The organism is Paenibacillus sp. 10L310 (genome assembly GCF_056395745.1).
Map to the genome: position 1 here is coordinate 58,633 of NZ_JBFTKC010000005.1, position 20,399 is coordinate 79,031.

At 45.5% G+C, this 20,399-nt stretch carries 16 protein-coding genes; 4 read left to right on the forward strand and 12 right to left on the reverse strand.

All coding sequences use genetic code 11. From position 1 onward, the window contains the following. Nucleotides 1-516 precede the first annotated feature (516 nt). Nucleotides 517-2,526, forward strand: a complete 2,010-nt coding sequence (locus AC1DE7_RS14045; RefSeq protein WP_477534621.1) for a S9 family peptidase — start codon at nucleotides 517-519, stop codon at nucleotides 2,524-2,526. 130 nt (nucleotides 2,527-2,656) lie between these two features. On the opposite strand, the gene AC1DE7_RS14050 is transcribed toward AC1DE7_RS14045, so the two are convergent. Beyond that, nucleotides 2,657-3,346 carry a stalk domain-containing protein gene (locus tag AC1DE7_RS14050; RefSeq protein WP_051446988.1) on the reverse strand — a complete coding sequence of 230 codons (690 nt, stop codon included), beginning with the start codon at nucleotides 3,344-3,346 and terminating at the stop codon, nucleotides 2,657-2,659. A 410-nt stretch (nucleotides 3,347-3,756) separates the two neighbouring features. Between AC1DE7_RS14050 and AC1DE7_RS14055 the strand changes: the two genes are divergently transcribed. Continuing rightward, nucleotides 3,757-4,950, forward strand: a complete 1,194-nt coding sequence (locus AC1DE7_RS14055) for a MalY/PatB family protein (protein ID WP_477534622.1) — start codon at nucleotides 3,757-3,759, stop codon at nucleotides 4,948-4,950. A 192-nt stretch (nucleotides 4,951-5,142) separates the two neighbouring features. Here the strand turns inward: AC1DE7_RS14055 and AC1DE7_RS14060 are convergent, their stop codons facing one another. The 5 genes from AC1DE7_RS14060 to AC1DE7_RS14080 are packed head-to-tail and all read right to left on the reverse strand — an operon-like array spanning nucleotide 5,143 to nucleotide 10,391. Next, nucleotides 5,143-5,748 carry an ABC transporter ATP-binding protein gene (locus tag AC1DE7_RS14060; RefSeq protein ID WP_477534623.1) on the reverse strand — a complete coding sequence of 202 codons (606 nt, stop codon included), beginning with the start codon at nucleotides 5,746-5,748 and terminating at the stop codon, nucleotides 5,143-5,145. Next, nucleotides 5,738-6,694 (reverse strand): ABC transporter ATP-binding protein, encoded by a 957-nt coding sequence (locus AC1DE7_RS14065; protein ID WP_477534624.1) that lies wholly within the window; start codon nucleotides 6,692-6,694, stop codon nucleotides 5,738-5,740. The genes AC1DE7_RS14060 and AC1DE7_RS14065 overlap by 11 nt, the downstream gene beginning before the upstream one ends. A gap of 2 nt (nucleotides 6,695-6,696) precedes the next feature. Continuing rightward, nucleotides 6,697-7,698, reverse strand: coding sequence for an ABC transporter permease (locus tag AC1DE7_RS14070; protein WP_477534625.1), 1,002 nt, complete (start codon nucleotides 7,696-7,698; stop codon nucleotides 6,697-6,699). Continuing rightward, nucleotides 7,695-8,690, reverse strand: coding sequence for an ABC transporter permease (locus tag AC1DE7_RS14075; protein ID WP_477534626.1), 996 nt, complete (start codon nucleotides 8,688-8,690; stop codon nucleotides 7,695-7,697). The genes AC1DE7_RS14070 and AC1DE7_RS14075 overlap by 4 nt, the downstream gene beginning before the upstream one ends. 42 nt (nucleotides 8,691-8,732) lie before the next feature. Further along, a complete protein-coding gene (locus AC1DE7_RS14080) occupies nucleotides 8,733-10,391 on the reverse strand; it encodes an ABC transporter substrate-binding protein (protein ID WP_477534627.1) in 1,659 nt (552 codons plus the stop codon). A 578-nt stretch (nucleotides 10,392-10,969) separates the two neighbouring features. Between AC1DE7_RS14080 and AC1DE7_RS14085 the strand changes: the two genes are divergently transcribed. Next, on the forward strand, nucleotides 10,970-11,269 hold the full coding sequence (locus AC1DE7_RS14085; RefSeq protein ID WP_127547205.1) for a hypothetical protein: 300 nt from the start codon (nucleotides 10,970-10,972) through the stop codon (nucleotides 11,267-11,269). A 121-nt stretch (nucleotides 11,270-11,390) separates the two neighbouring features. Further along, the gene (locus AC1DE7_RS14090) at nucleotides 11,391-11,693 is read left to right on the forward strand and encodes a hypothetical protein (protein WP_164783214.1); all 303 of its coding nucleotides are present in this window, start codon (nucleotides 11,391-11,393) and stop codon (nucleotides 11,691-11,693) included. 1,386 nt (nucleotides 11,694-13,079) lie between these two features. On the opposite strand, the gene nikR is transcribed toward AC1DE7_RS14090, so the two are convergent. The 6 genes from nikR to AC1DE7_RS14120 all read right to left on the reverse strand — a co-directional run bounded on the left by nikR (nucleotide 13,080) and on the right by AC1DE7_RS14120 (nucleotide 19,479). Continuing rightward, on the reverse strand, nucleotides 13,080-13,616 hold the full coding sequence (gene nikR / locus AC1DE7_RS14095) for a nickel-responsive transcriptional regulator NikR (protein ID WP_477534628.1): 537 nt from the start codon (nucleotides 13,614-13,616) through the stop codon (nucleotides 13,080-13,082). 52 nt (nucleotides 13,617-13,668) lie between these two features. Then, on the reverse strand, nucleotides 13,669-14,682 hold the full coding sequence (locus tag AC1DE7_RS14100) for an alpha/beta hydrolase (RefSeq protein WP_477534629.1): 1,014 nt from the start codon (nucleotides 14,680-14,682) through the stop codon (nucleotides 13,669-13,671). Between the two features lie 92 nt (nucleotides 14,683-14,774). Then, nucleotides 14,775-15,878: a hypothetical protein gene (locus tag AC1DE7_RS14105; protein WP_477534630.1), complete on the reverse strand. Its 1,104-nt coding sequence runs from the start codon at nucleotides 15,876-15,878 to the stop codon at nucleotides 14,775-14,777. Between the two features lie 287 nt (nucleotides 15,879-16,165). After that, complete coding sequence (locus tag AC1DE7_RS14110; protein ID WP_127547216.1) at nucleotides 16,166-18,220, reverse strand: ABC-2 transporter permease; 2,055 nt, start codon at nucleotides 18,218-18,220, stop codon at nucleotides 16,166-16,168. Further along, nucleotides 18,195-19,097 carry an ABC transporter ATP-binding protein gene (locus tag AC1DE7_RS14115; RefSeq protein WP_076251238.1) on the reverse strand — a complete coding sequence of 301 codons (903 nt, stop codon included), beginning with the start codon at nucleotides 19,095-19,097 and terminating at the stop codon, nucleotides 18,195-18,197. Before AC1DE7_RS14115 ends, AC1DE7_RS14110 begins: the two co-directional genes overlap by 26 nt. Continuing rightward, a complete protein-coding gene (locus AC1DE7_RS14120; protein ID WP_036606399.1) occupies nucleotides 19,090-19,479 on the reverse strand; it encodes a GntR family transcriptional regulator in 390 nt (129 codons plus the stop codon). Before AC1DE7_RS14120 ends, AC1DE7_RS14115 begins: the two co-directional genes overlap by 8 nt. Nucleotides 19,480-20,399: the final 920 nt, after the last annotated feature.

Genomic DNA, 20,399 nt, shown 5'->3' on the forward strand with positions numbered 1-20,399 from the left:
AAACGAATGGCTATGAACCAAATAGCTGAATGTAGAACAGGAATTGCATTGTACATTAAACCAAATTAACCAGTGTTAAACATTAAATTAAGACCATTTTTCGTCATTTCTGCGCTTATTCAACATTAGGATTCGTCATCCTTCGAGCAAATCCTTTTAACACACCTATATGAATTGAACAAAAGAATGTTTGCATGGGTCACTCCGATGACAGAACAACCTTCCGATCGCTGTTATCCCCAGATTTTTCGATTCCACTTTTTCAAAGTGAAAATCCGGGGATAGCCTATGCTTCCGATGTAGCTTTCTTTCAGAAAGCTTTTAGGCGAACGCTCCGCTTCTTCAGGTTATTTCTGTCCTCTACGTTACGTGCAAATATTTAATTCAATTAATATACATTGTTAAATGTCTTGCTCCTCCTTCATTACACTTATTGTCCTGTCCCTAGCTTTCCGTTAATATAAATGGAAAGGTTAGGAAATTAACCAATTCTAATTCATGGTGGGAGGACAAACAATGATGAGTCAGCGCGGCATAACATCGGAAGATCTTTATCAGATTACATGGGTTAATGATCCAACTCCGTCCCCTCAAGGCGGACAACTGGTATATGTAAGCCGGAAAACGAATGAAGCACGTGACGGTTATTGTTCTCACCTGAGACTGCTGCATCTGGGGAGTCAGAAGGACAGGCCCTTTACCTCTGGTGAGAAGGATCATTCCCCTGCCTGGTCGCCCGATGGGTCTCAGTTGGCCTTTTTAAGAGAGGTTGATGGGAAATCCCAAGTTTGGATTATCGCATCAGATGGCGGAGAAGCACAGCAAATCAGTCACCTGAAACATGGCGTCAGTTCCCTGCTCTGGTCACCAGATGGTCATACCATACTTGTGAAATCATCCGTGGATATGAGCGGAGATGAAGAATCAGAACATACAGATCCTATAAACGATAAACCCAAACTGCTGCAAGAACATGTCGTAGACCGGATTCGCATGAAGTCAGATGCCAGTGGATTGTGGAACGGTCGACGTTCCCACCTCTTCGCTCTCGCACCAATCGATGCGGAAGCAATTCCTGTAACTACAGGTCATTATGACGTTGGAGACTACGCCTGGTCCCCGGACGGAACATCCATCGCTTGGATTGCGCAGATGCCTGAAGAAGGCGAGGACCATAATGATTACACCCTGACTAATCATGTGTACCTTGCCAAGGCAGACGGATCGGATGTGCAGCAGTTGACCCCGGAAGGGTATACGTTCAGCCGAATGGCCTTTGCACCGGATGGACAATCCATTGCACTGCTCGCCAGTGACCGTTCCTATGGAAATGCCACGCTTGTGAAGTTGTACACCCTTCCAATATCAGGTGGTGAACTCGTATGTCTGAGCACCGATTGGGACGTACAGTTGAATCACAGCATTGTTGGCGACATGCGATCACATCTGACAACCACGGGGCCAGTATTCAGCAGGGATGGTTCTTCAATCTTCTGTCTGGCGACTATCCATGGTAGTGTACGCATCGCCAAATTCGCTCGAGACGGCAGCAGTGCCGACTATATATGGCCTGACGAACGGGAGATTTATCAATTTGCCGAGTTGGAAAACGGGCAGATCGTTGCCGCTGTAGCCGATACACTAAATCCTGGTGATCTATATATATATGAACAACCAGAAGATCCTGAGGTAGAACCGATTCAGCTCACCCGCAGCAATCCACAGCTTGAGGATGAGATCCACCTTAGTACACCGGAAACCTTCTGGTTTAATTCCTCAGATGGCCTGCGGCTGCAAGGATGGATCATAAAACCTCATGGCATGGTTGACGGGGTCAAAATCCCGACCATTCTGGAGATTCATGGCGGCCCGCACATGATGTATGGTTTTACGTTTATGCACGAGTTCCAAATTCTCGCCGCACAAGGCTACGCTGTTGTGTATATCAATCCACGCGGTGGCCTCGGATACGGGCAGCAGTTTGTAGACGCCTGTCGCGGAGATTATGGCGGTGGCGATTATCGCGATCTCATGGAGAGTGTGGATTATGCCCTGTCCCAGTATGAGTTTATCGATGAATCACGATTGGGCGTAACCGGGGGCAGTTATGGTGGCTTCATGACCAACTGGATTGTTGGACACACGGACCGCTTTAAGGCGGCTGTTACCCAGCGTTCCATCTCCAATTGGCTATCCTTCTACGGTGTAAGTGACATTGGATATTTCTTCACGGAAGACCAGATTGGCGGTAACGCGTGGGATGACACGGAAAAACTATGGAAACATTCCCCGCTCGCTTATGTCGGAAACGTCAGTACTCCGCTGCTCATTTTGCATGGCGAACAGGATCTGCGGTGTCCAATTGAACAAGCCGAGCAGTTGTTCATTGCATTAAAACGGCGCAGGCAGACCACAAGACTTGTTCGTTTCCCAGGGGCAAACCACGAGTTGTCCCGTGGAGGTCACCCTCACTTGAGGGTACGCCGTTTGGAGCATATTGCCGGATGGTTCAACGAGTACCTGTAACGGACTAATATTTAGACTATTAATTCAGAGTATAGAACCAGATATGGATTCAACCCTAAAAGCCGTCCAATGAAATCTGTTATGATTTCAACGGGCGGCTTTTGCTGTTCACCTTTTATAGAAGGAAGGATTACTCTTCGCCCCACACTACGGTGATTTCATTCAGATCCTTGTTGGTTGCAGACACCGAACCTGTGATGGTCACGGCATATTTGCCATCTTCACGACCCACGATGCTGAAGCCGTCTGCCTGGATATCCTGAGTGTTCTGACTCAAATTTTTGGTCTGGTAGTAGTCTTTGTAGGATGTTCCAACGGTTAGCAACGTTTCTTTGGTTGTGTACGTGAGCACTACTTTTTTGTCACCATCCATTATGTTCTCAATGAGACTTGTTGCCTTCGCATCCTTCGGTAATGGGAAATCAGCCGGAAGATACTTGGACTTCACTCCTGCCGCCTGTGTGTTAGTACCTGTTGAGGACGATGTCGATCCGCTGTTGCCTGTGGATGTTGACCCACCAGAAGAGCTTGAAGAGCCGATGCTTACTTTATTGTTTTGGGAATCATACTTCACTTCGGTCTTTAACGCATCAGCAATCGAACGAACGGGGAGATATGTACTGCCTTGATATGTAATTGGCGCAAGCTTTTTGCCCTGGTCACCTGTCGGTGTAAATTTCTGTCCGTTCACTTCGATGGCGAGCCCATGGTTCAGATAAGCTTTGATTGTCTCCAGTTGTGTACCTGCATATACACCTGCCGATCCGGTTAACACCATGCCAAACACACCCGCAGCAATCAACCACTTTTTGCTTTTCATCCCTAAACGCCTCCTGAGTTCAAATGTCAGCCTTATGCATAATACGATTCAAGCGATCGCTCGATGTACGCGAAAGACTCATGTAGTTATGCTCATCATGTATGGGTACGAGCTTATTCGGATAACAGCCCGTTGTTCCACCAAATGTTAGCAATATAATAGCATCTGACAAGAGGTTGTAAATAATATATGAACAAAACAGGACCAAGGGCGTACAAAAATAGTCTTTGTCGTATTCCCGCTGTACTCTCGCTCGTTAAGTTGTTCTTATATGAATAAAGTCCTGAATTCCGGACCATATATATGAAGCTAATCATACATGCACAACAGTTGCGAAATTAACCAATGTATTAGATAATTATTTGTCGATTTGTGGTCGAAGGACCGGAACTCAAGGGGGATTAAATACGATGAATAACAATAACAGTACATTTGATCAGTCTATTAACCGGATCTCTACCGGATCAGAAAAATGGGATGCGCTTGAGGATATATTCGGTGCTGCTGATGCGCTTCCGATGTGGGTGGCCGATATGGATTTCGCTGCTCCACCATCCGTCATTCAGGCCCTGCAAACACGGATGGAGCACGGGATTTTTGGTTATACAGTACGGACTGAAGCGTATCATGCAGCTGTTGCAGGCTGGATGGAACGGCGCCACAACTGGAAAATTAACGATGACTGGATTGTATTCACTCCAGGTATTGTGCCCGCACTCAGCATTGCTGTACAACGATTCACTCAACCGGGAGATGCAGTGGTCATCCAAACCCCGGTGTATGCTCCCTTCTATGAAGTAGTACGTGGTCAGGGCCGTGAACTGATCACCAATCCTTTGGTAGAGAATAACGGTCATTACACGATGGATCTGGAACAACTGGAATCCAACTTACAGACCGGTCGGGTCAAAATGCTGATTCTGTGCAGTCCTCATAACCCGGTTGGACGGGTATGGACTCGTGAAGAGCTTGAAGGGCTTACGTCATTGTGTCTGCAATACAACGTACTGATGGTTTCAGATGAAATCCATGCCGATCTTGTTCATCAGCGCGGAACTCATACACCACTGACCCTGATCTCGGACGCCGTCTCTGATCTAAGTATCATCTGTACGGCTCCAAGCAAAACGTTCAACATTCCTGGCCTCTGCACATCCAACATCATTATCCCCAATGCTAAGTTACGGGAATCGTTCGCGCAGGGTGTAAAAACGATGGGACTTGCCAATATCAGCACACTGGGGGCTGTCGCAACCGAAGCTGCTTACAATGATGCCGAGGAATGGCTGGATGAGTGCCTTGCCTATATCCGTGGAAATATGGCGTATGTACAGCAATATGTTGCGGAACATATGCCTCAGATTAAGATGCATCTGCCCGAAGCGACCTATCTGTTATGGATGGATTTCCGGGAGCTGAATATCCCACATGCACAACTATGCAATATGCTTCTTCATGAAGCAGGGCTTGCTTTCAATGACGGGAGCTTCTTTGGAACAGAGGGTACAGGGTTCATGCGCATTAATGTAGCCTGTCCACGTTCCACGGTTGAAGAGGCGATGCGCAGGTTATCTGTGTTGTTAAGCAATGTGTCGGGCAAATAAGCTGCCAGTTACATCTATGTACGTTGCGAACAAAACGTGTACTGTTCGTTAAATGGTGAATATTTGTCAAAATAGAAAAAGGGGTGCCCCGTAGTCAAGTCCATGACTCATATTCATGGTCAATGACTTCACAAGGGGCACCCCATTTGTATTCGATCATTTTATTTATTCAAAACATAATTAAAATTACAGTCACATCGATATCGGCATCGGTGTAATTCTGTCGCACAACCTGTTCAACAAATCCCGATCATGGCTTATGATCAATAGCCCCAGATCACGCTGGCGAGCCACTTCCATCACGGTATGCCATATCTGTGCCTGAGTGATTGCATCCAGCATCGTTGTCATCTCATCTGCGATCACATAACGTGTCGCTGTGCCAAGCGCCCGCGCCACACAGAAACGTTGCAGTTCTCCACCGGATAATTCAGTCGGCCTACGGTCCAACCAGGTCTGCTGAATACCCAAAGCTTCGAGCAACTGTTCATCCTGCACAGACGCATCCTGAAGTACACGACGCATCCGCCAGCTTGGATTCACAGCCTTCTCCGGGTGCTGGAACACCAGCTGAACGGGACATACTCCTGTACGAGGAAGTGTGTTCCCATCCAAAAGGACTTGCCCTGCCACAGGTTCGGCATATCCTGCAAGGATGCGTCCAAGGCTTGTTTTTCCACAGCCACTTGGTCCCCACAAGCCAACGACTTCGCCTTGTTTCACCTGCATATTCATCTGCTGGAACACCCACGATTTCGGATCATAACGGTAACTCACGTCCCGTGCTTCAAGTGACATGGAAACACCTCACTTCTCCGCCCCGTACCTTACGAAGTTCTGGACGTTCGCGGGTACATGCAACGGTTGCTACGCTACATCGGGGAGCAAATGAACATCCTGTCGTGATCTCTTGACCTGCCAACGGCTGGGAGCCTGGAAGTGGCTGAAATCCGTTCTGCGGCAACGCATTCCAGAGCGCTTTAGTATATGGATGACGCAGACGTTCTCCATTCCCTTTAAAATCATCCACCTGCGCCGCCTCTACATTGGTACCCGCATAAAATACAGCGATGCGATCCGCTGCCGTCAGGGCTGTCGTGACATCATGGGTGATCCACAGAATGCCTACGCCTTCATTTGCAAGCTCGCGAAATTGCCTCATCGTCTCGGCCAGTACTTCGGAATGAATGCCTGGTGTCGGCTCATCTGCAATGATCAGCTTGGGCTGACCTGAGGTCGCTGTAGCCATCAACACCCGCCTTGCCATACCTCCGGACAACTCAAACGGGTATTTCTCGGCCGTTCCTTGAGGAAGATGATAACGATCCGTCAGCTCCTGCTCCGTCTTTTTCAAGTGGGATCGAGCTATGAAGCGGCTCTTCCGTCCCAAATCCAGGGTTACCGGCTGAACTTGCCTTCCCACCTTCATCAGTGGGTCCAAATAACTGACGGATTGTGGAATCAACATCAGTTCATCACCACGCAGATGAAGCTGCCGCTCTGGGGTCAAAGGCTCGCCGCTATAGCTAATTCTACCTTCCAACCTGGCATTGGCAGGCAGAATACCCATAATGGCTTGCGCCAGCACACTTTTACCCGATCCACTTGCGCCTACAACAGCCACGATCTCGCCCTCGTTTATGGAAAGATCCAGATTCTGAATGACATAAGTCTGTTCGTGCCCAAACCAGCCACGAGCGCGCCGAAATGACACCGACACTCCCTCAATATCAAGCAGAGCCATATTTACCTCACCTCCCTTGAACTACCTGTACCCGTCAATGTCTTCAGACTGTTGCCCAATACATCAAACGCACGAACAACCAGCAACAATGCCAGTCCGGGGAAAAAGGCGAGCCACCACATACCAGCAGATAAATATCTCATCGACTCTGATAAAATAATTCCGATTGCCGGTTGTTGCGGGGACAACCCCAGCCCCAGAAACGTAATGGCTGCCTCATGCAGAATCGCATGGGGAAAGATTAGCAGTACGCCCACGAACAGTTGTGGAACCAGATGTGGCAGCATATGTTGCACCGCAATCTGTAACCTCGATTGGCCCAACTTGTGTGAAACCTGAATGTATTCTGCGGATTTCAGTTGAATCATCTCCGCTCTTACAATCCGGGCCAGATTCGGCCAATGCGTCAGCGCAATCGCTGCCGCCACTCCTGCCAAACCTCCACCGAATACAAAGGCCAGCATAACTAGCGATACCAGATGAGGTACACTCAGGAACAGGTCGATAATCCATGAGATTACCCGGTCAGCAGCCTTGCTTGAAGCGGCAGCCAAACCCAATAGCAGTGCGATCAATCCGCCACCACATGCAGCGAGCAATCCCACTTGAATGCTGGTTGCCAATCCTTTTAACGTACGCATGAACATATCTCTTCCGAGCCAATCTGTGCCAAATGGATGCGCCCAGGTTGGAGCCAAATTCCGATCCATTAGTGAAGTCAGCGTAGAACCAGCCGGAAGCAGTCTGCCCGTCAACCACACAACGGCAATCCAGATCACCGCGAGGCTTCCCCAGATCACCGCTCTTTGGCGAGGGTTGCGGAAATTTCGGTCTCTGGCAGCCGTATAATCTTTTCTCGATGGGCGTGAGGTTCCTGTTCCATTCCCAGCTTGTAGAGACCCGGTATTAATGTTGTACCGTACCTCTTGATTCGCAGTTTTCACTTTCTGTATTTTGGCTGTTTCTGTCGTCTGCTCGGAGGAGCGTTCTACCGTCTGCTTCATGACATCAGCTCCTCCTTCATCCGTGGATCAATCAAGCGATACAGAATGTCGGCAACCATATTACCTGTGAAAACAAAAATCGTACTGCACATCACAAGTCCAAGCAGCAGTGGAACATCTCCACGCAACCCCGCCTGAACCGTCGCCTGACCAAGGCCGGGGTATGAAAAAACCTGTTCTGCAAGCACAGCCCCACCAAACAGTTCACTGAACGAAGCAAACTGCAGCGTGATGGCTGGCAAAACAACATGTCTGAACCCATGTCGACGGAACAGCTGAAATCCACGCTCACCTCGCGCTCTCGCAAACAGAATATAATCTGACTCGAGCACATCTGTGAGCTTCTGCCGGGTATGCAAAGCAATAGAGGCTACCCCGGTCAGGCTGAGAGTCAACGCTGGCAAAATCATATGAATAACCCGATCTCCCCATGTAACCTGATCAGCTGACATCCCGGCGGGTACTCCAAGCCCAACCGGAAGCCATCCAAGCCACACACCAAATACCATCAGCAACAACAGCGCAATCCAGAATACTGGCGTGGAAGCCAGCGTATAACAATACCAACAGATCAGGCGATCCAGCTTCGAATCCCGTCTCATGGCGGCAACTACACCAAGAGTGAAACCAATGATGCCGGATAATATCCAAGCTACAGCCATAAGTGCGACAGAATTCATGAATCGTTCCTGGATAATATCCGCTACAGGCTGTCTGTAGATCATTGATGTCCCCAGATCTCCCTGAATCAGCGTTTGTCCCCAGGTTAGTAATCGTTCCACGGGAGATTCATTCAATCCCCAACGTTCTTCGATTAAACTGCGCTGTTCGGCGCTTACCCTGATCATGTCTCCACCAATGTAGGCTTCGATCGGATCAACAGGAGAGAATTGCATTAATATAAAAGACAACACACTGACTCCAACCAATAGAGATACAAGTCGCAACATTTTAAAACCAACAAATCTGGCCCATCCATTCCTGCCTGTCATCCAATCTCTCCCCAATTCAGGCTAAAACTACCTTTACGTTTCCTACTTTGTACTGTTATCCCAGGACCATTCCTCCAGATTGGTTGTCACCGGCCAGCCGTGACCATGGGGGTGGATCTGCTGCTCGCCAATGTTCAGTCCATTCGTAACCAGATACAGATGATCTATATTTACGAGCCATGCCCATGGCGCATCACCCTGATAACTGAAACCTGTTGTTCCATCCCATTCCGCTTTCTGCCAGAATGGTAATGCCTCTTCTTCACTGGTGGCCTGAAGGGCTTTGTCCATCCAAGAATCCACGACAGGATTACTGTACAGCCCCACATTGTAATACCCTTCTCCTTTATGAGTACTGCTATAGAGGTTATAGGTTTCCAAAGGGTCATGACTGCCCCAACCAAATAATACAGCGTTGGAGTAAGCCATCTTTTTTGTCTCTTCACGGCTTTTGCCTTCAACATTGATTTTGATTCCCGCCTGGGCTACCATATCCGCAGCAGCCAGTGCCAGAGATTGTCTTGTTAAATCACCTGCAAAATAAAGCAGACTGAACTCAGCCTTAACGCCGTTTTTCTCGACGATACCATCACCGTCCGCATCCACCCAGCCACCAGACGCTAGAATGCGCTTCGCTTCTTCTAGATTGGCATCTGTAAATACAGCTTCTGCATTGCTCCAAGGCAGATCATCACTGACGGAATACGCTGGACGACCGTACCCTTCCAGTACACCCTCAACCAAAGCCTCACGATCAATCACGACATTCACCGCTTGGCGAATGGCCAGATCGGATGTCACATCATTCCCTGCGGGAAGACCATCGCCCGACTTGGCACCAGCAGGTTGCATGGGGAACATGATGCCCCGGTTATCTACGGTTTTCACGGCCTCCAATGTCATGCCATTCACCTGTTGCTTGCTAAACGCTGCCGGGATAGCAGCGATATCCACCGTACCTGCCTGTGCAGCGGCATAGGCCGCATCTTCATCCAGATAGAGGAAGGTGAGTTTGTGGAATGCAGACTTGTTACCGTAATATTCTTCATTGGCCTCAACGATAGCCTGTTGTCCTTTGTCCCACTGAACCAGCTTGTACGGTCCTGATCCGACCGGATGTTCTGCATAATCAGCCCCATAGGCGTGTTCAGGCACAATGCCAAGTGTCGTCAGCAGACTGATGAATGTAGACTGCGGCGACTTCAATGTGAATACAACCGTGCTATCATCAGGTGCCTGTACATCAGCCATATTGGTCAGATCAATCACGGACCCACTCTTGGCAGCTGTTTCAAACGTAAATTTTACATCCTCAGCCGTCAGGGGTTCCCCATCAGAGAATTTCACACCGTTCCGGAGTGTAACCGTCCAGGTCAGGCCATCTTCACTAACTGAGTATGCCGTAGCCAGATCGTTAACCAGTTGTAACTTGGCATCCCGCTTCAGCAAGGTACTCTGGAAAAGTGGTGACCCATATTGCCCCCATCCGGTTGTTGGATCAAACCCACCTTCCGGCTCGGTGCCAACCGCCAGCACCAATTCGTCTTTGGTTGACGTTGGAACTGACTGTCCATTCTCTGCTGATGAAGCTGTTGGCGCTGTGCTCTGTGCACAACCAGATAAACCTATGGAACATACAAGCAAAATGCCTAATCCTGTTCTACCTTTTCGTTTTCCCCATCTCCATGAAAATCTGCCCATTCTGGTCGTTCCCCCTCTAAATATGTGCTTCACTCCCTTTTTTCGTGTTACTTTTTAGAGAAATTGTAGCACAAAATACAAATCATATGTCAACAAAGTTAACTTCATAATCCATATTTTTTCATATTTCAGAATTAATAAATAAAAAATTGTATAACCGAGCATTTGTAGCGCTCTATAAAGTCAGGTATTATAACAAACAAAAAAAACAGACGGTTGGCTTCTTGAACTGCTCCCTTTAAATAGACAGTTTAAAAGGATTTGTTCATTGAGATGTCATAGCTCGGATGATGCACTAAGGTTTCGGAACCAAAAAGAAAAAGAATTTTCATAAAAAAATTAATTAATTATAAAAATTTCGTCACTCTTTTGTTGTTATATATTATAATAGTTGGAAAAAGATAGAATGTTCAATATATTACACACTATTATTTTCCTGCTCATAAAAAACCATGGTGAAAAAATGTCTAAGAGTAAGGTGAAATTATTTGGATTAAGATTGGCTGCATCTCTTATGTTTTCTAAGTGACTAGCTCATCTTTATATGAGCTCCTGTTTCTGTTGAACCAAAAGAAGGATTGTTTTTTGCTACCACTGAAGAAATTAGCAAAAACGTGGCACAGTCAAACATTGTACTAGAGAAACCTAGTTCTGATTTACATGACCTTAATGATTACAGCTCTTTCCCATATGATGTAAAGGAATTTGCAATCAACCCTGAAATGAGATCATTCTTACAAAAAGCACTTCAAGGCGGGAAAAAGGTTTACTTATATGGTGGGCTGACTTCGGGGAAATATGAGGAGCTTTTAAACCAACCGTTAGAGTTTAAAGTAAGTAATGAAGCTGAGGGGGGAAGTAAGATCGCTCGTCATTAAATGATGTTCAACAAAACGAAGGTGAACTAAAAAGCGGCCTAAGAGAAACAACCGAACAAGAGATTGTGGGTTATACACTCGAGGATAAAACTATAAATTGTTGTTGCTTAACTATCAAAACATGAATGAAAACGGAAACGAAATACCTACGGATGCATCAATTATTTTAAATCAAATCGTCAATCACGAAGAAAGAGCGAATCAAATTACTCCTTCTGCTACTATTATAAAAAGTAATACAACTGATATTAGGACTGTTGTCGGCCTTTATGGACAATATAGTGGTGAAATGGTTACTCAATGGTTTCTGTACAAAGAAAATAATGAGTCAGATCCAAAATTTGATTATTTCGCAATCAAAGATATTATTCGAATAAACAAACTTGGGCTCTACCAATTCCAAGAAGTTAACAGTTACTCATGATGTCATTTACGCAAAAGATGATTTATATAGTGCTTCTCCTAAAACCTCAAGTAGTGGACCTTACACAGTTTCATTTGCGTATCCGTGGGGTTTAGAGTGGAGTTTTACTTACGATGGTAATCCCAACATTTCTGTCACAGAGAACACAAGTGCAGATACAGCAAAGTGGATAATCACACCTGGTTTCTTAAAGAATCTCCAAGGATCAGATAGACTTGAATTAGGTAGCAGCTGGAAAGCAAATCCTGCATCTACTTACACCGGAGTACAGGTCAGTCATGTTTCGGAATGGCACAGTGCCATTGATCGATTTAAGTAACACATTCAATGTGGGGGTATAATTGGTAATGAGTAAATTCCAAAAAATTGTGTCTGTTCTGCTGGTTCTGATAATTGTCTTACTGTGTCTTAACTATTTTGAGATACGGTACAGCAATAAATTACAAAATATTATCATTGAGCATTTGTACAATCATAAATCCTAGAACAAATTTAATTACAGAAGGCCACCTACATCTTGAACTGCTCCCTGTAAAGTAGCAGTTAAAAACAAAAAATGAGTTCATTGAGATGCCTTAGCTCGTTTGACGCGCTAAGGCATCTTTTTTTATGCAGCACGTTGGTATTCGTTCGGATATATACCTCCCAAATTCTCTGTGTGCGGTAGTTATTTTAGTTACGTAATATACCTGTTAACGGCGCTATAAAGATCTTCGTAGGTGCCATACTTCGTAGGATAATAACTTTATAACTTATAAGTTCCCCAGAATCATTCAGTCGGTTGGTTATCCAGACAGCTACTTACACGAAACTTCCTCTTCGTTTATCCGTACTTCAACTGAAGATGGTTCTACTCATGAGACGTGTACGTACTGAACGCCTCTGTCACCCTAGCTCATAGGCAGCTCACCTGAATGTTTGGCGTACGCCTTTTTCAAGGTATCCATCACGAGTTTATTATCTGCATGGGATGAGTACCTATGAAACAAGACGCTTCACTTCTTTTCCATTATGCAATACGTTTTTGAGCTATTTTTTTAAGCTCTTTAATCACAGGAGAGCATCTTTTCCCTTTATGAGCAGGTTTACTAACAATCCCCTGAGTATTGTCCAATCCGTGTACTCTGTATCCTGTACTGAATTCTTGCTTACCTTAAAATGTTTAGCTTCTACATTCGGATTGAATTGGAGCTCAAGACAGCGTTGTACAACGTGTAGTTTAATTTCTAAAGAAACAAAACTTCGTTTAGACAAAACAAAACTCCCCTCATCGTAGACGTGGGAGTTTGTTTTTCTGCTGTCTACGATGAAGTTACATCTCATGTCTAACCCAGAGTCTGTTTTAATTACATTCACTTACTTTTTCAAAATTTCACTCTTATTTATTTAATCTGCAGAGCGATGATGATGATGACTGTGACCATGCTGCCCCGCACTGTGATTATGATCCAGACTTTGATCCGGGTTGCCATCCTGACGACTCTGAGCATGAGCCAGTTTGTTGAGTTCATCTACATAAGTCACAGACAGCTCCGCATACAAAACACCTTTTTGTACCTGGATCTGTTGATGCAAATGACGCAATCGTCCCAGGTTACCCCGTATGGCAATTACCTCCAGGCATTGGTCATGGTTCAGGTGCACGTGCATATTGGAAATGATGTCATGATGCGCCTCGTGCTGCAGCTCCATCAAACGAATGGGAAGATCGCTGATATGGTGATCATAGACCATCACAATGGTGCCTGCCACATCCTGATCGGATTGCAGTGCAGAAGGTTGCAGTAATGTTTTGCGAACAAGATCACGGAAAGCCTCAGATCGGTTTTTGTATCCCTGTTCCTCAATATACTGGTCAAACTGCTCAATTAGAGGTGTAGGAAACGCCACCCCGAACCGAGTCAAATCTTCTTTATCTGCCATACTTCTCCTCCTGCGCCCTCATTTGCTTCGAGTGTACCACAGACTTGTCTGCTCATCGACTATACTGTTGCATGAATCGTACTGCCGAATGTATCGCCTGTTGTCCAGCGTCACTCTCCAGATCAAATTGATAATCATGTCCCAGCTTCTCTGATGAGTTTGAGAAAAACAAGGTTTCCACCTCAACATCAAGGCGCTTCAATACTTGTGCCAGCTCAATCGATTGACTGGTCAACGGGTCATCATTGCCTGAGGTAATAAATGCAGGCGGGTACTCTGCTGTGGCCTGAAGCACGGTCGACATTTCATGCAGTCGTGGATAGTCTTCGAATGTTTTGACTCCCGTATATGACCACAGAAATGTCCGTATGAGTGGAAAGCCTGTATTGGCTACCGTGCTTAGATTGTATGGACCACAGAATAGCAGAACCCCACGCAACTCTTCCGGCTGGGCGGCTGGTGTTATGTTCATCAGCTTGGCGAGAGATGGATTGGTCACCACTGCCGCAGTCTGACTTGCAATCTGGGCACCTGCCGAATTGCCTGCGAGAAATATGTTTTCCGGGTCACCCTTATACTCACTGACATGGTTCTTCACGTAAGTCAAAGCCTGATTCGTCTGGATCACGGGAATGGGATATTTCGTATCTGGTGCGAGCGCATAATTCATACTGACCACAACGTAACCCTGTTTGGCTAATTGTACGGCATAATCTGCGATATCCTTTTTGTCACCCAAGACCCATCCACCACCATGAACCCACAACACGACAGGCAAAGGTTCCGATGTTACGGAAGGATAATAGATATCCAGCGTACTGTCATTACGCCCTTCGTCTGCATAGGGTACATCCGCAACACGAGTTATCCCATCCAAGAGCATAGTGTCCTTGCTATTTGTGTCTGTATTAGTAGTTTCAATTAATGATTTTAATAAAAACACCGTTATTTTGGGTGTCCATTGTGTACCAATCCCAATAAAAGCTATGATCAAAATTAGTACAACGCTGGGAATCCAGTAACGTTTACGTTTAAAACCTTTTGCCCTCGTACGTTTCGTTTCCAACTTGGACTGCAATAGTTTCACCTCGTTCCATCATCATCGAAGCGTCTTTACATCTAAAGTTGTGTACGTTGCGGAGAGGACCGGGTTTCCTCTTATTTGGGTCTCTTGGCGATTTCCTGTCTGACTTTCACATACGTAGTGGATACTTTTTGCTCCAGTGTGTGGATATGTTGTTTTGTGCCTGCCCACTTCTCTGCTGCAGACGCCAAGGTGTTCAATGAGCTGAGTACACGTGACGTTTGGCTTTGTTTTGTACTCTGTTTGAACTGTTGTAGAGCTTTGGAATATCGTTCTTTTGCCAGACTCGCCTGTTTTTTAGCCGTTTGAATCTGTTTCTTCGCGGAGTCGGCCCCTGCTAGCATAGCTCGTAAACGTTTTATTTCAGCGCTCTTCCGTTTGCGTGCTTCAGCAAGTTCCTTTTTCTTGATCCGGATGTCTTCTCTGGCAAGTTTCACAACGGGTCTCAACGTCTCTGCCTGAGTGCGGATTGCTGCACTCCATTCCTTATTTTTGATGGCTTTGGCTGCATCCAACTGTCTATTGACTGAACTATAGAGGGCGAATAGTGGTTCATATCGGGCTTGGGTTTGCTTTACCTTTTCAGCTAGAGCTGCGACCTTCGCATCATCGATTTGTCTTATTTCTACACGTAATCGCTCCAATTGCGCGGTATTGGCGGCATGAAGTGTCTTTATTTTTTGTTCCCAAACCTGCTCTTGAGCCTTCCAGTTCCCCACTTTCTCGTATGCTTGCTTCAACGTTAACTTGGTTTGTGCGTCGGCTTTGTTCAAAACGGAATCCCATGCTTTTTGCGCTGTTACGCCAAGATCTATGCCAGCAGCCTCCACTGAAGAAGCAAAATAGATCGTGCCTGCACTGAACAGAATCACAAGCCCTATAAGCAGGCGTGATCCGAAAATAAGATGAGTCATCGATGGCAATTGACGATGCCGTACGTTACTTTGTTCCATCATGTGACTATGGCTACCTGCTATTGGAGAAGGGAATAGAATGTCACTCGTCTCCATTAAAGCTATTTCTTCTGTAGATATATCTTCGATATGCTGTCGCCCCTTCTTCTCTTCTACTAAACCGTGATGTTCTATGAAGTTATGAGAGCTTGATCGTTCCAATAGGGAACAACATACCATGGCCTCCTGTTCATTTATCGTTTCCTTCCATGCTTCTGTTTGCATGCGTCTCTACACCCTTTCTTCTACAATATTTAGCAGAATAGCCAACGAAATCAGCGAACGACAAAAAAGCACCCGCAAGTCAGGCATTTGCCTGCTCTTACGGGTGCTTCCCTCATAAGCCGTTCCATATGAGATTCGATTGAACGAGTCGCTCGAACCTTTCCTTTTTCTAATATATTCCATTCACTGTGTCTGGTCAAGTAAATCTGGTTTCACTGGTTGAATAAAACTTTCGATCAACGGGAGAACCCTTCCCGCTTATAGTTAACAACTTGATACAGCCCAGCTTATTGATTGACCAAAATAGCTTTCATTTCCTCGGTCAGATCCTCTTCTTTCAACATCATATAGATGTTCGGCCCCCTTACCGAGTTAAGCTTAATTTGGTAGACCGTATCCTGATCGGTGTAAAAACCGGTTCTTTGTCGCAGTAGCAGATCGCTGATTATTTTTTTATTTTTGGTAGCGACCTGTCTGTTACCATCGATATTTACATCCACAAAATTAGGCTCAGGATACACCATTCTGTATTTACCTGGATTATCAATCTCCTGTTTAACAAATTGGGCAGAAGCCATATCCTCAGCCGATACCGTAAGTTGATCATAGAGATTGTTCTGTTTGAGCCATTCCATCAAGCGGCCATAGCTTGCCTTGAACTGATAACTCACACTGTGGCTAGGTCGATCCAGCTTTTCTTTGGAAGATGCTTCATCAAGATAATCCTGGTTGACTTCTATCGAAGCGAACGACTCCCAAGAGGATAGCTGGTCCTCATATGTCTGATTGAGTATTTCAGACTTTAACAGTTCCTTGAATTCGCGAATCAGCTTCGGATCGCTAATGAAGACTTTATGCTCCGAGTTGAGACTGGATCGAATACCAATACTGCGAACATCTCCATCCAATGCATAGGTGTCATAAGTCGTTGATTTATAATCTTCCCACTGTTTCACCTCTGCTAATTCCTGCCTGAATTCTTCTTCGGGAATCTGATACCTACGTGTCATCGTTTTCCCATTATTGAGTTGGTAGTCGATCAATACATATTCATCGTTACTTCTGTTCTGACCGCTGTTCTGATTACGTACTCTTTCGAGCAAAGGCAGATCAGAGTGCACAATTTTCTGATGAAGTGCAAGGACAGCATCCACATAACCCGGAGTATCTGAATAAAACGGGTCATCATCCAGTTTTACACTTGTTCCATTCACATAGATGTAATGGTCTCCTCCAAGTCGTACCGTTTGTACATTTTCCTTTGAGGGCACATTATTAGCGTAACCGTTCCAATCGGCCACAGGGATATACAGAATTAATCCTGCCACGATGCCATATACTGCAAACCGGGGGAGTAACCTGTTGCTCCAGATGAGCCATGTTTTACGTATAATCATCTCAGCACCAATATAACCAACCACGCCACCGAGCAGATAACCAAAGATACCCCATACACCTGATCCTTCAGGAGCAATTCTGGTAAAGTAGGCACCTCCTAACAATACCAATGTGAACATGAATCCAAAACGGAAGATGGGTTTGACGATCCTGAACGTAATTGCTTGTGTCGCCGATTCTACATGCCTTCTCGCATACAGCACATAACACAACACGAAGAGTATACAAGTTATAGCTGCATAAATTCCCAATTCCCCCCATTCTGGAGGATAATAACCCATAGAGCTCATTCGGAAGAGCAGGGATGTTTTTTCCATGTTAAAGTTACTCGAATTATTGTACGTAAAGCCAAGCAAATAACGTTGTAAATGAAGCTCATAAACTCCCCAAAAGATCACCGGAATTAATATTAGACCAAAAACTGTAAGTCCTTGCAGAATAGATTGGCCTATACACATTCCCACGGCAACCGTCAGGGTAAACATAAACAATGAGAAGATGCTCATCGTCACGCCCCACATCCAGATATCATGACCACTGAAAATATAGGATGGTTGATCGAGCACCGCCCATACCCACCCGGTAATCCCGGTGGTTATCCAGATCGGAAGCAGAATCATGACATATCCCGTCAACAGATTCATCGTTAACAGATGTTTACGCTGTAAGGGCAGACTGTGGTATAAGTCCGCAGGCGCACCAGTCTGAATATAGCGGAAGAGAAGCAGCGCTATGGCGACAGGAAAGGTCAGCGCAAATACCAGATGAATTTCATTAGCCTGAAACAGACTGGTGATTTCCAGAGGTACTTCTATATATTGTGTTCCAATATATAGCGGAAGTGAGAACAACAATGTGATGAGATATAAAATGCCTATCCATCCATGTTGTCTGAAATTTTGGATCAGGATGCCCCGGTTACAGAACAATCGGTTGAATATCATACCCTGCGTCCTCCATTTCGTAAATAAAGATTTCTTCGAGCGTCAAAGGCAGTATATCCAGCAGATACGGATCATGTATACGGAATTGATCCGTTACCTGTTGTCGGTTACCTTTGACAATGTACAGGGATACACTTCCCCGTTTCTCTTCATGCAAAATATCAATCTGCTCATCCATGGCTTTGGCATGGTCCGGGTGGCGGAAAGCGACCTGGATTTTATGCGTATCCGCCTTCAGATCATCGAGATCTTTCTCTACAATAATTCGGCCTTTGTGCATAATCGCCACATGGTCACACAGATCTTCGATCTCACGCAAGTTGTGGGACGAGATGACAATAGTTACTTGACGCTCAGCTGCTTCCTGGAACAGCAAGTTTTTGATCTGCTGACGCATGACCGGGTCAAGGCCATCAATCGGCTCATCCATCAGCAGCACTTCAGGCATACAGCTAAGTCCCAGCCATACGGCTGCCTGACGGCGCATGCCTTTGGACATGCGATGTAACTTGCGTTTTACATCCAGTTTGAACACGGTAGCCAGTTGCTTGAACCGTTCCTCATTCCAGCGCGGATATACCGAACGATAAAATGCAGCCATCTGAGTTATTGAAGATTGCGGGAAAAAGTAGGGTGAATCTGCCATAAAAATTGTGCGGCCTTTGAGATCCATATTTTCATAAATCTCATTATCTTCGATACGAACAGTCCCGCTGTCCTGACGGTAAATACCAGCCATCATTTTGAGCAACGATGTCTTGCCTGCCCCGTTGGAACCAAGCAAACCATAGATCGACCCCTTATGTATGTGCATCGTTACGCCATCCACTGCCTTTTCCTGTTCAAATGCTTTGACGACTTGATTCAGCTCAATCATGAGGCTCCTCCTTCTCTATACGGGCCATCGCTTCCTCAAACAAAAGCGTCATATCCGCTTTGGTCAAACCGGAATACGAAGCTTCTGCAATCAACTTCACCAGAGACTCTCTGATCTCATCTCTCATGGCTTCATTCGGATGTTCCACTGACGATGATACGAAGCTCCCTTTTCCCTGCAAAGAATAAATGTAACCTTCACGTTCAAGCTCACGATACGCTTTCTGAATCGTATTTGGATTCACGGTCAGCTGCGTGGATAACGCACGAACGGAAGGAAGCTGCTCGTCGGGCTTTAGAATACCGTATACGATCATTTCTTTGACTTTGTCCACTAGTTGCTCGTAGATCGCCTTACGGCTGCGTACATCTAATTCGAACATCCCGCACCTCCTTTCTGTAAATGTGTGAATAACCTATGGGTTTAAATGACTGTATCTGAGGTGTATGTGTAGTTATCTGGCTGTAAAAAGGCATTACCTAAGCTGTACAGCTGTACGTATTCAACTCTTAGCTGTATTAACTGTACTACTATTATTAATACAGTTAAAACGAATTGTCAACCGTTGACTTTGACTTCTTGTTTTATTGGGAGTACGTTAATAAAGATAGATCATATGGTTTAAATGACATATATAATTTTGGGAAGCAGGTTCATTCCGGCTTAGGACGCGGCACGATCAGGGTGGCGTTCACATGAGGTGAGGCAAAACGGTTATCTGAAGCAATGTGGCTACTTGAAGTGATACGGCTACCCGCAACCTTTGCTTGACCGCTTTTGACAGAATTACATGCAAAGGTTGTTCAGGTCTTTCCCCTTCCGTTATGATGGGGATGAAATATTGTTCAATAATCACTTTATCTTTGTTACTTTTTTGTGCGCGTTTAATCTGATTGATTGTTAGGTCTGTTATGCGTTTGTTGTGTTGTGTTGTCTCGCGTTATAGATCTATTGTCTGCACAAACGGTAGGCCTTAAAGTGGGTAGCTATATCAGAGTTAGTAAAACTGTGTATTTGCTTTAAATTCGGGTTTGCACAAATAAGCTACTATGCAGTGGTCGAGTGTAGACTGGACCGTTATTCATTTGGCTTGTTGGTCTAAAATCCTAAGGCTATATATGAGTCGCGTTGGATGGGTCGGGCAGACTCCAGCCTTTTCAATCGTTTATCTGTTCGTTTGGAGTGCCAACTCGTGCTGTCCGCACTGAGCATACATATTGCATATTTGTCTTTCAAAGGGTGGACAAGTACATGAGAAAGCACCTCGGAATTGATATTCTACATATAGATTATTTTTAATTT

Bases quoted from the DNA above. Each gene is read 5' to 3' on its own strand.
- AC1DE7_RS14045 (WP_477534621.1), top strand. From the start codon at position 517: ATGATGAGTCAGCGCGGCATAACATCGGAAGATCTTTATCAGATTACA.
- AC1DE7_RS14050 (WP_051446988.1), bottom strand. From the start codon at position 3,346: ATGAAAAGCAAAAAGTGGTTGATTGCTGCGGGTGTGTTTGGCATGGTG.
- AC1DE7_RS14055 (WP_477534622.1), top strand. From the start codon at position 3,757: ATGAATAACAATAACAGTACATTTGATCAGTCTATTAACCGGATCTCT.
- AC1DE7_RS14060 (WP_477534623.1), bottom strand. From the start codon at position 5,748: ATGTCACTTGAAGCACGGGACGTGAGTTACCGTTATGATCCGAAATCG.
- AC1DE7_RS14065 (WP_477534624.1), bottom strand. From the start codon at position 6,694: ATGGCTCTGCTTGATATTGAGGGAGTGTCGGTGTCATTTCGGCGCGCT.
- AC1DE7_RS14070 (WP_477534625.1), bottom strand. From the start codon at position 7,698: ATGAAGCAGACGGTAGAACGCTCCTCCGAGCAGACGACAGAAACAGCC.
- AC1DE7_RS14075 (WP_477534626.1), bottom strand. From the start codon at position 8,690: ATGACAGGCAGGAATGGATGGGCCAGATTTGTTGGTTTTAAAATGTTG.
- AC1DE7_RS14080 (WP_477534627.1), bottom strand. From the start codon at position 10,391: ATGGGCAGATTTTCATGGAGATGGGGAAAACGAAAAGGTAGAACAGGA.
- AC1DE7_RS14090 (WP_164783214.1), top strand. From the start codon at position 11,391: ATGAATGAAAACGGAAACGAAATACCTACGGATGCATCAATTATTTTA.
- nikR (WP_477534628.1), bottom strand. From the start codon at position 13,616: ATGGCAGATAAAGAAGATTTGACTCGGTTCGGGGTGGCGTTTCCTACA.
- AC1DE7_RS14105 (WP_477534630.1), bottom strand. From the start codon at position 15,878: ATGCAAACAGAAGCATGGAAGGAAACGATAAATGAACAGGAGGCCATG.
- AC1DE7_RS14110 (WP_127547216.1), bottom strand. From the start codon at position 18,220: ATGATATTCAACCGATTGTTCTGTAACCGGGGCATCCTGATCCAAAAT.
- AC1DE7_RS14115 (WP_076251238.1), bottom strand. From the start codon at position 19,097: ATGATTGAGCTGAATCAAGTCGTCAAAGCATTTGAACAGGAAAAGGCA.
- AC1DE7_RS14120 (WP_036606399.1), bottom strand. From the start codon at position 19,479: ATGTTCGAATTAGATGTACGCAGCCGTAAGGCGATCTACGAGCAACTA.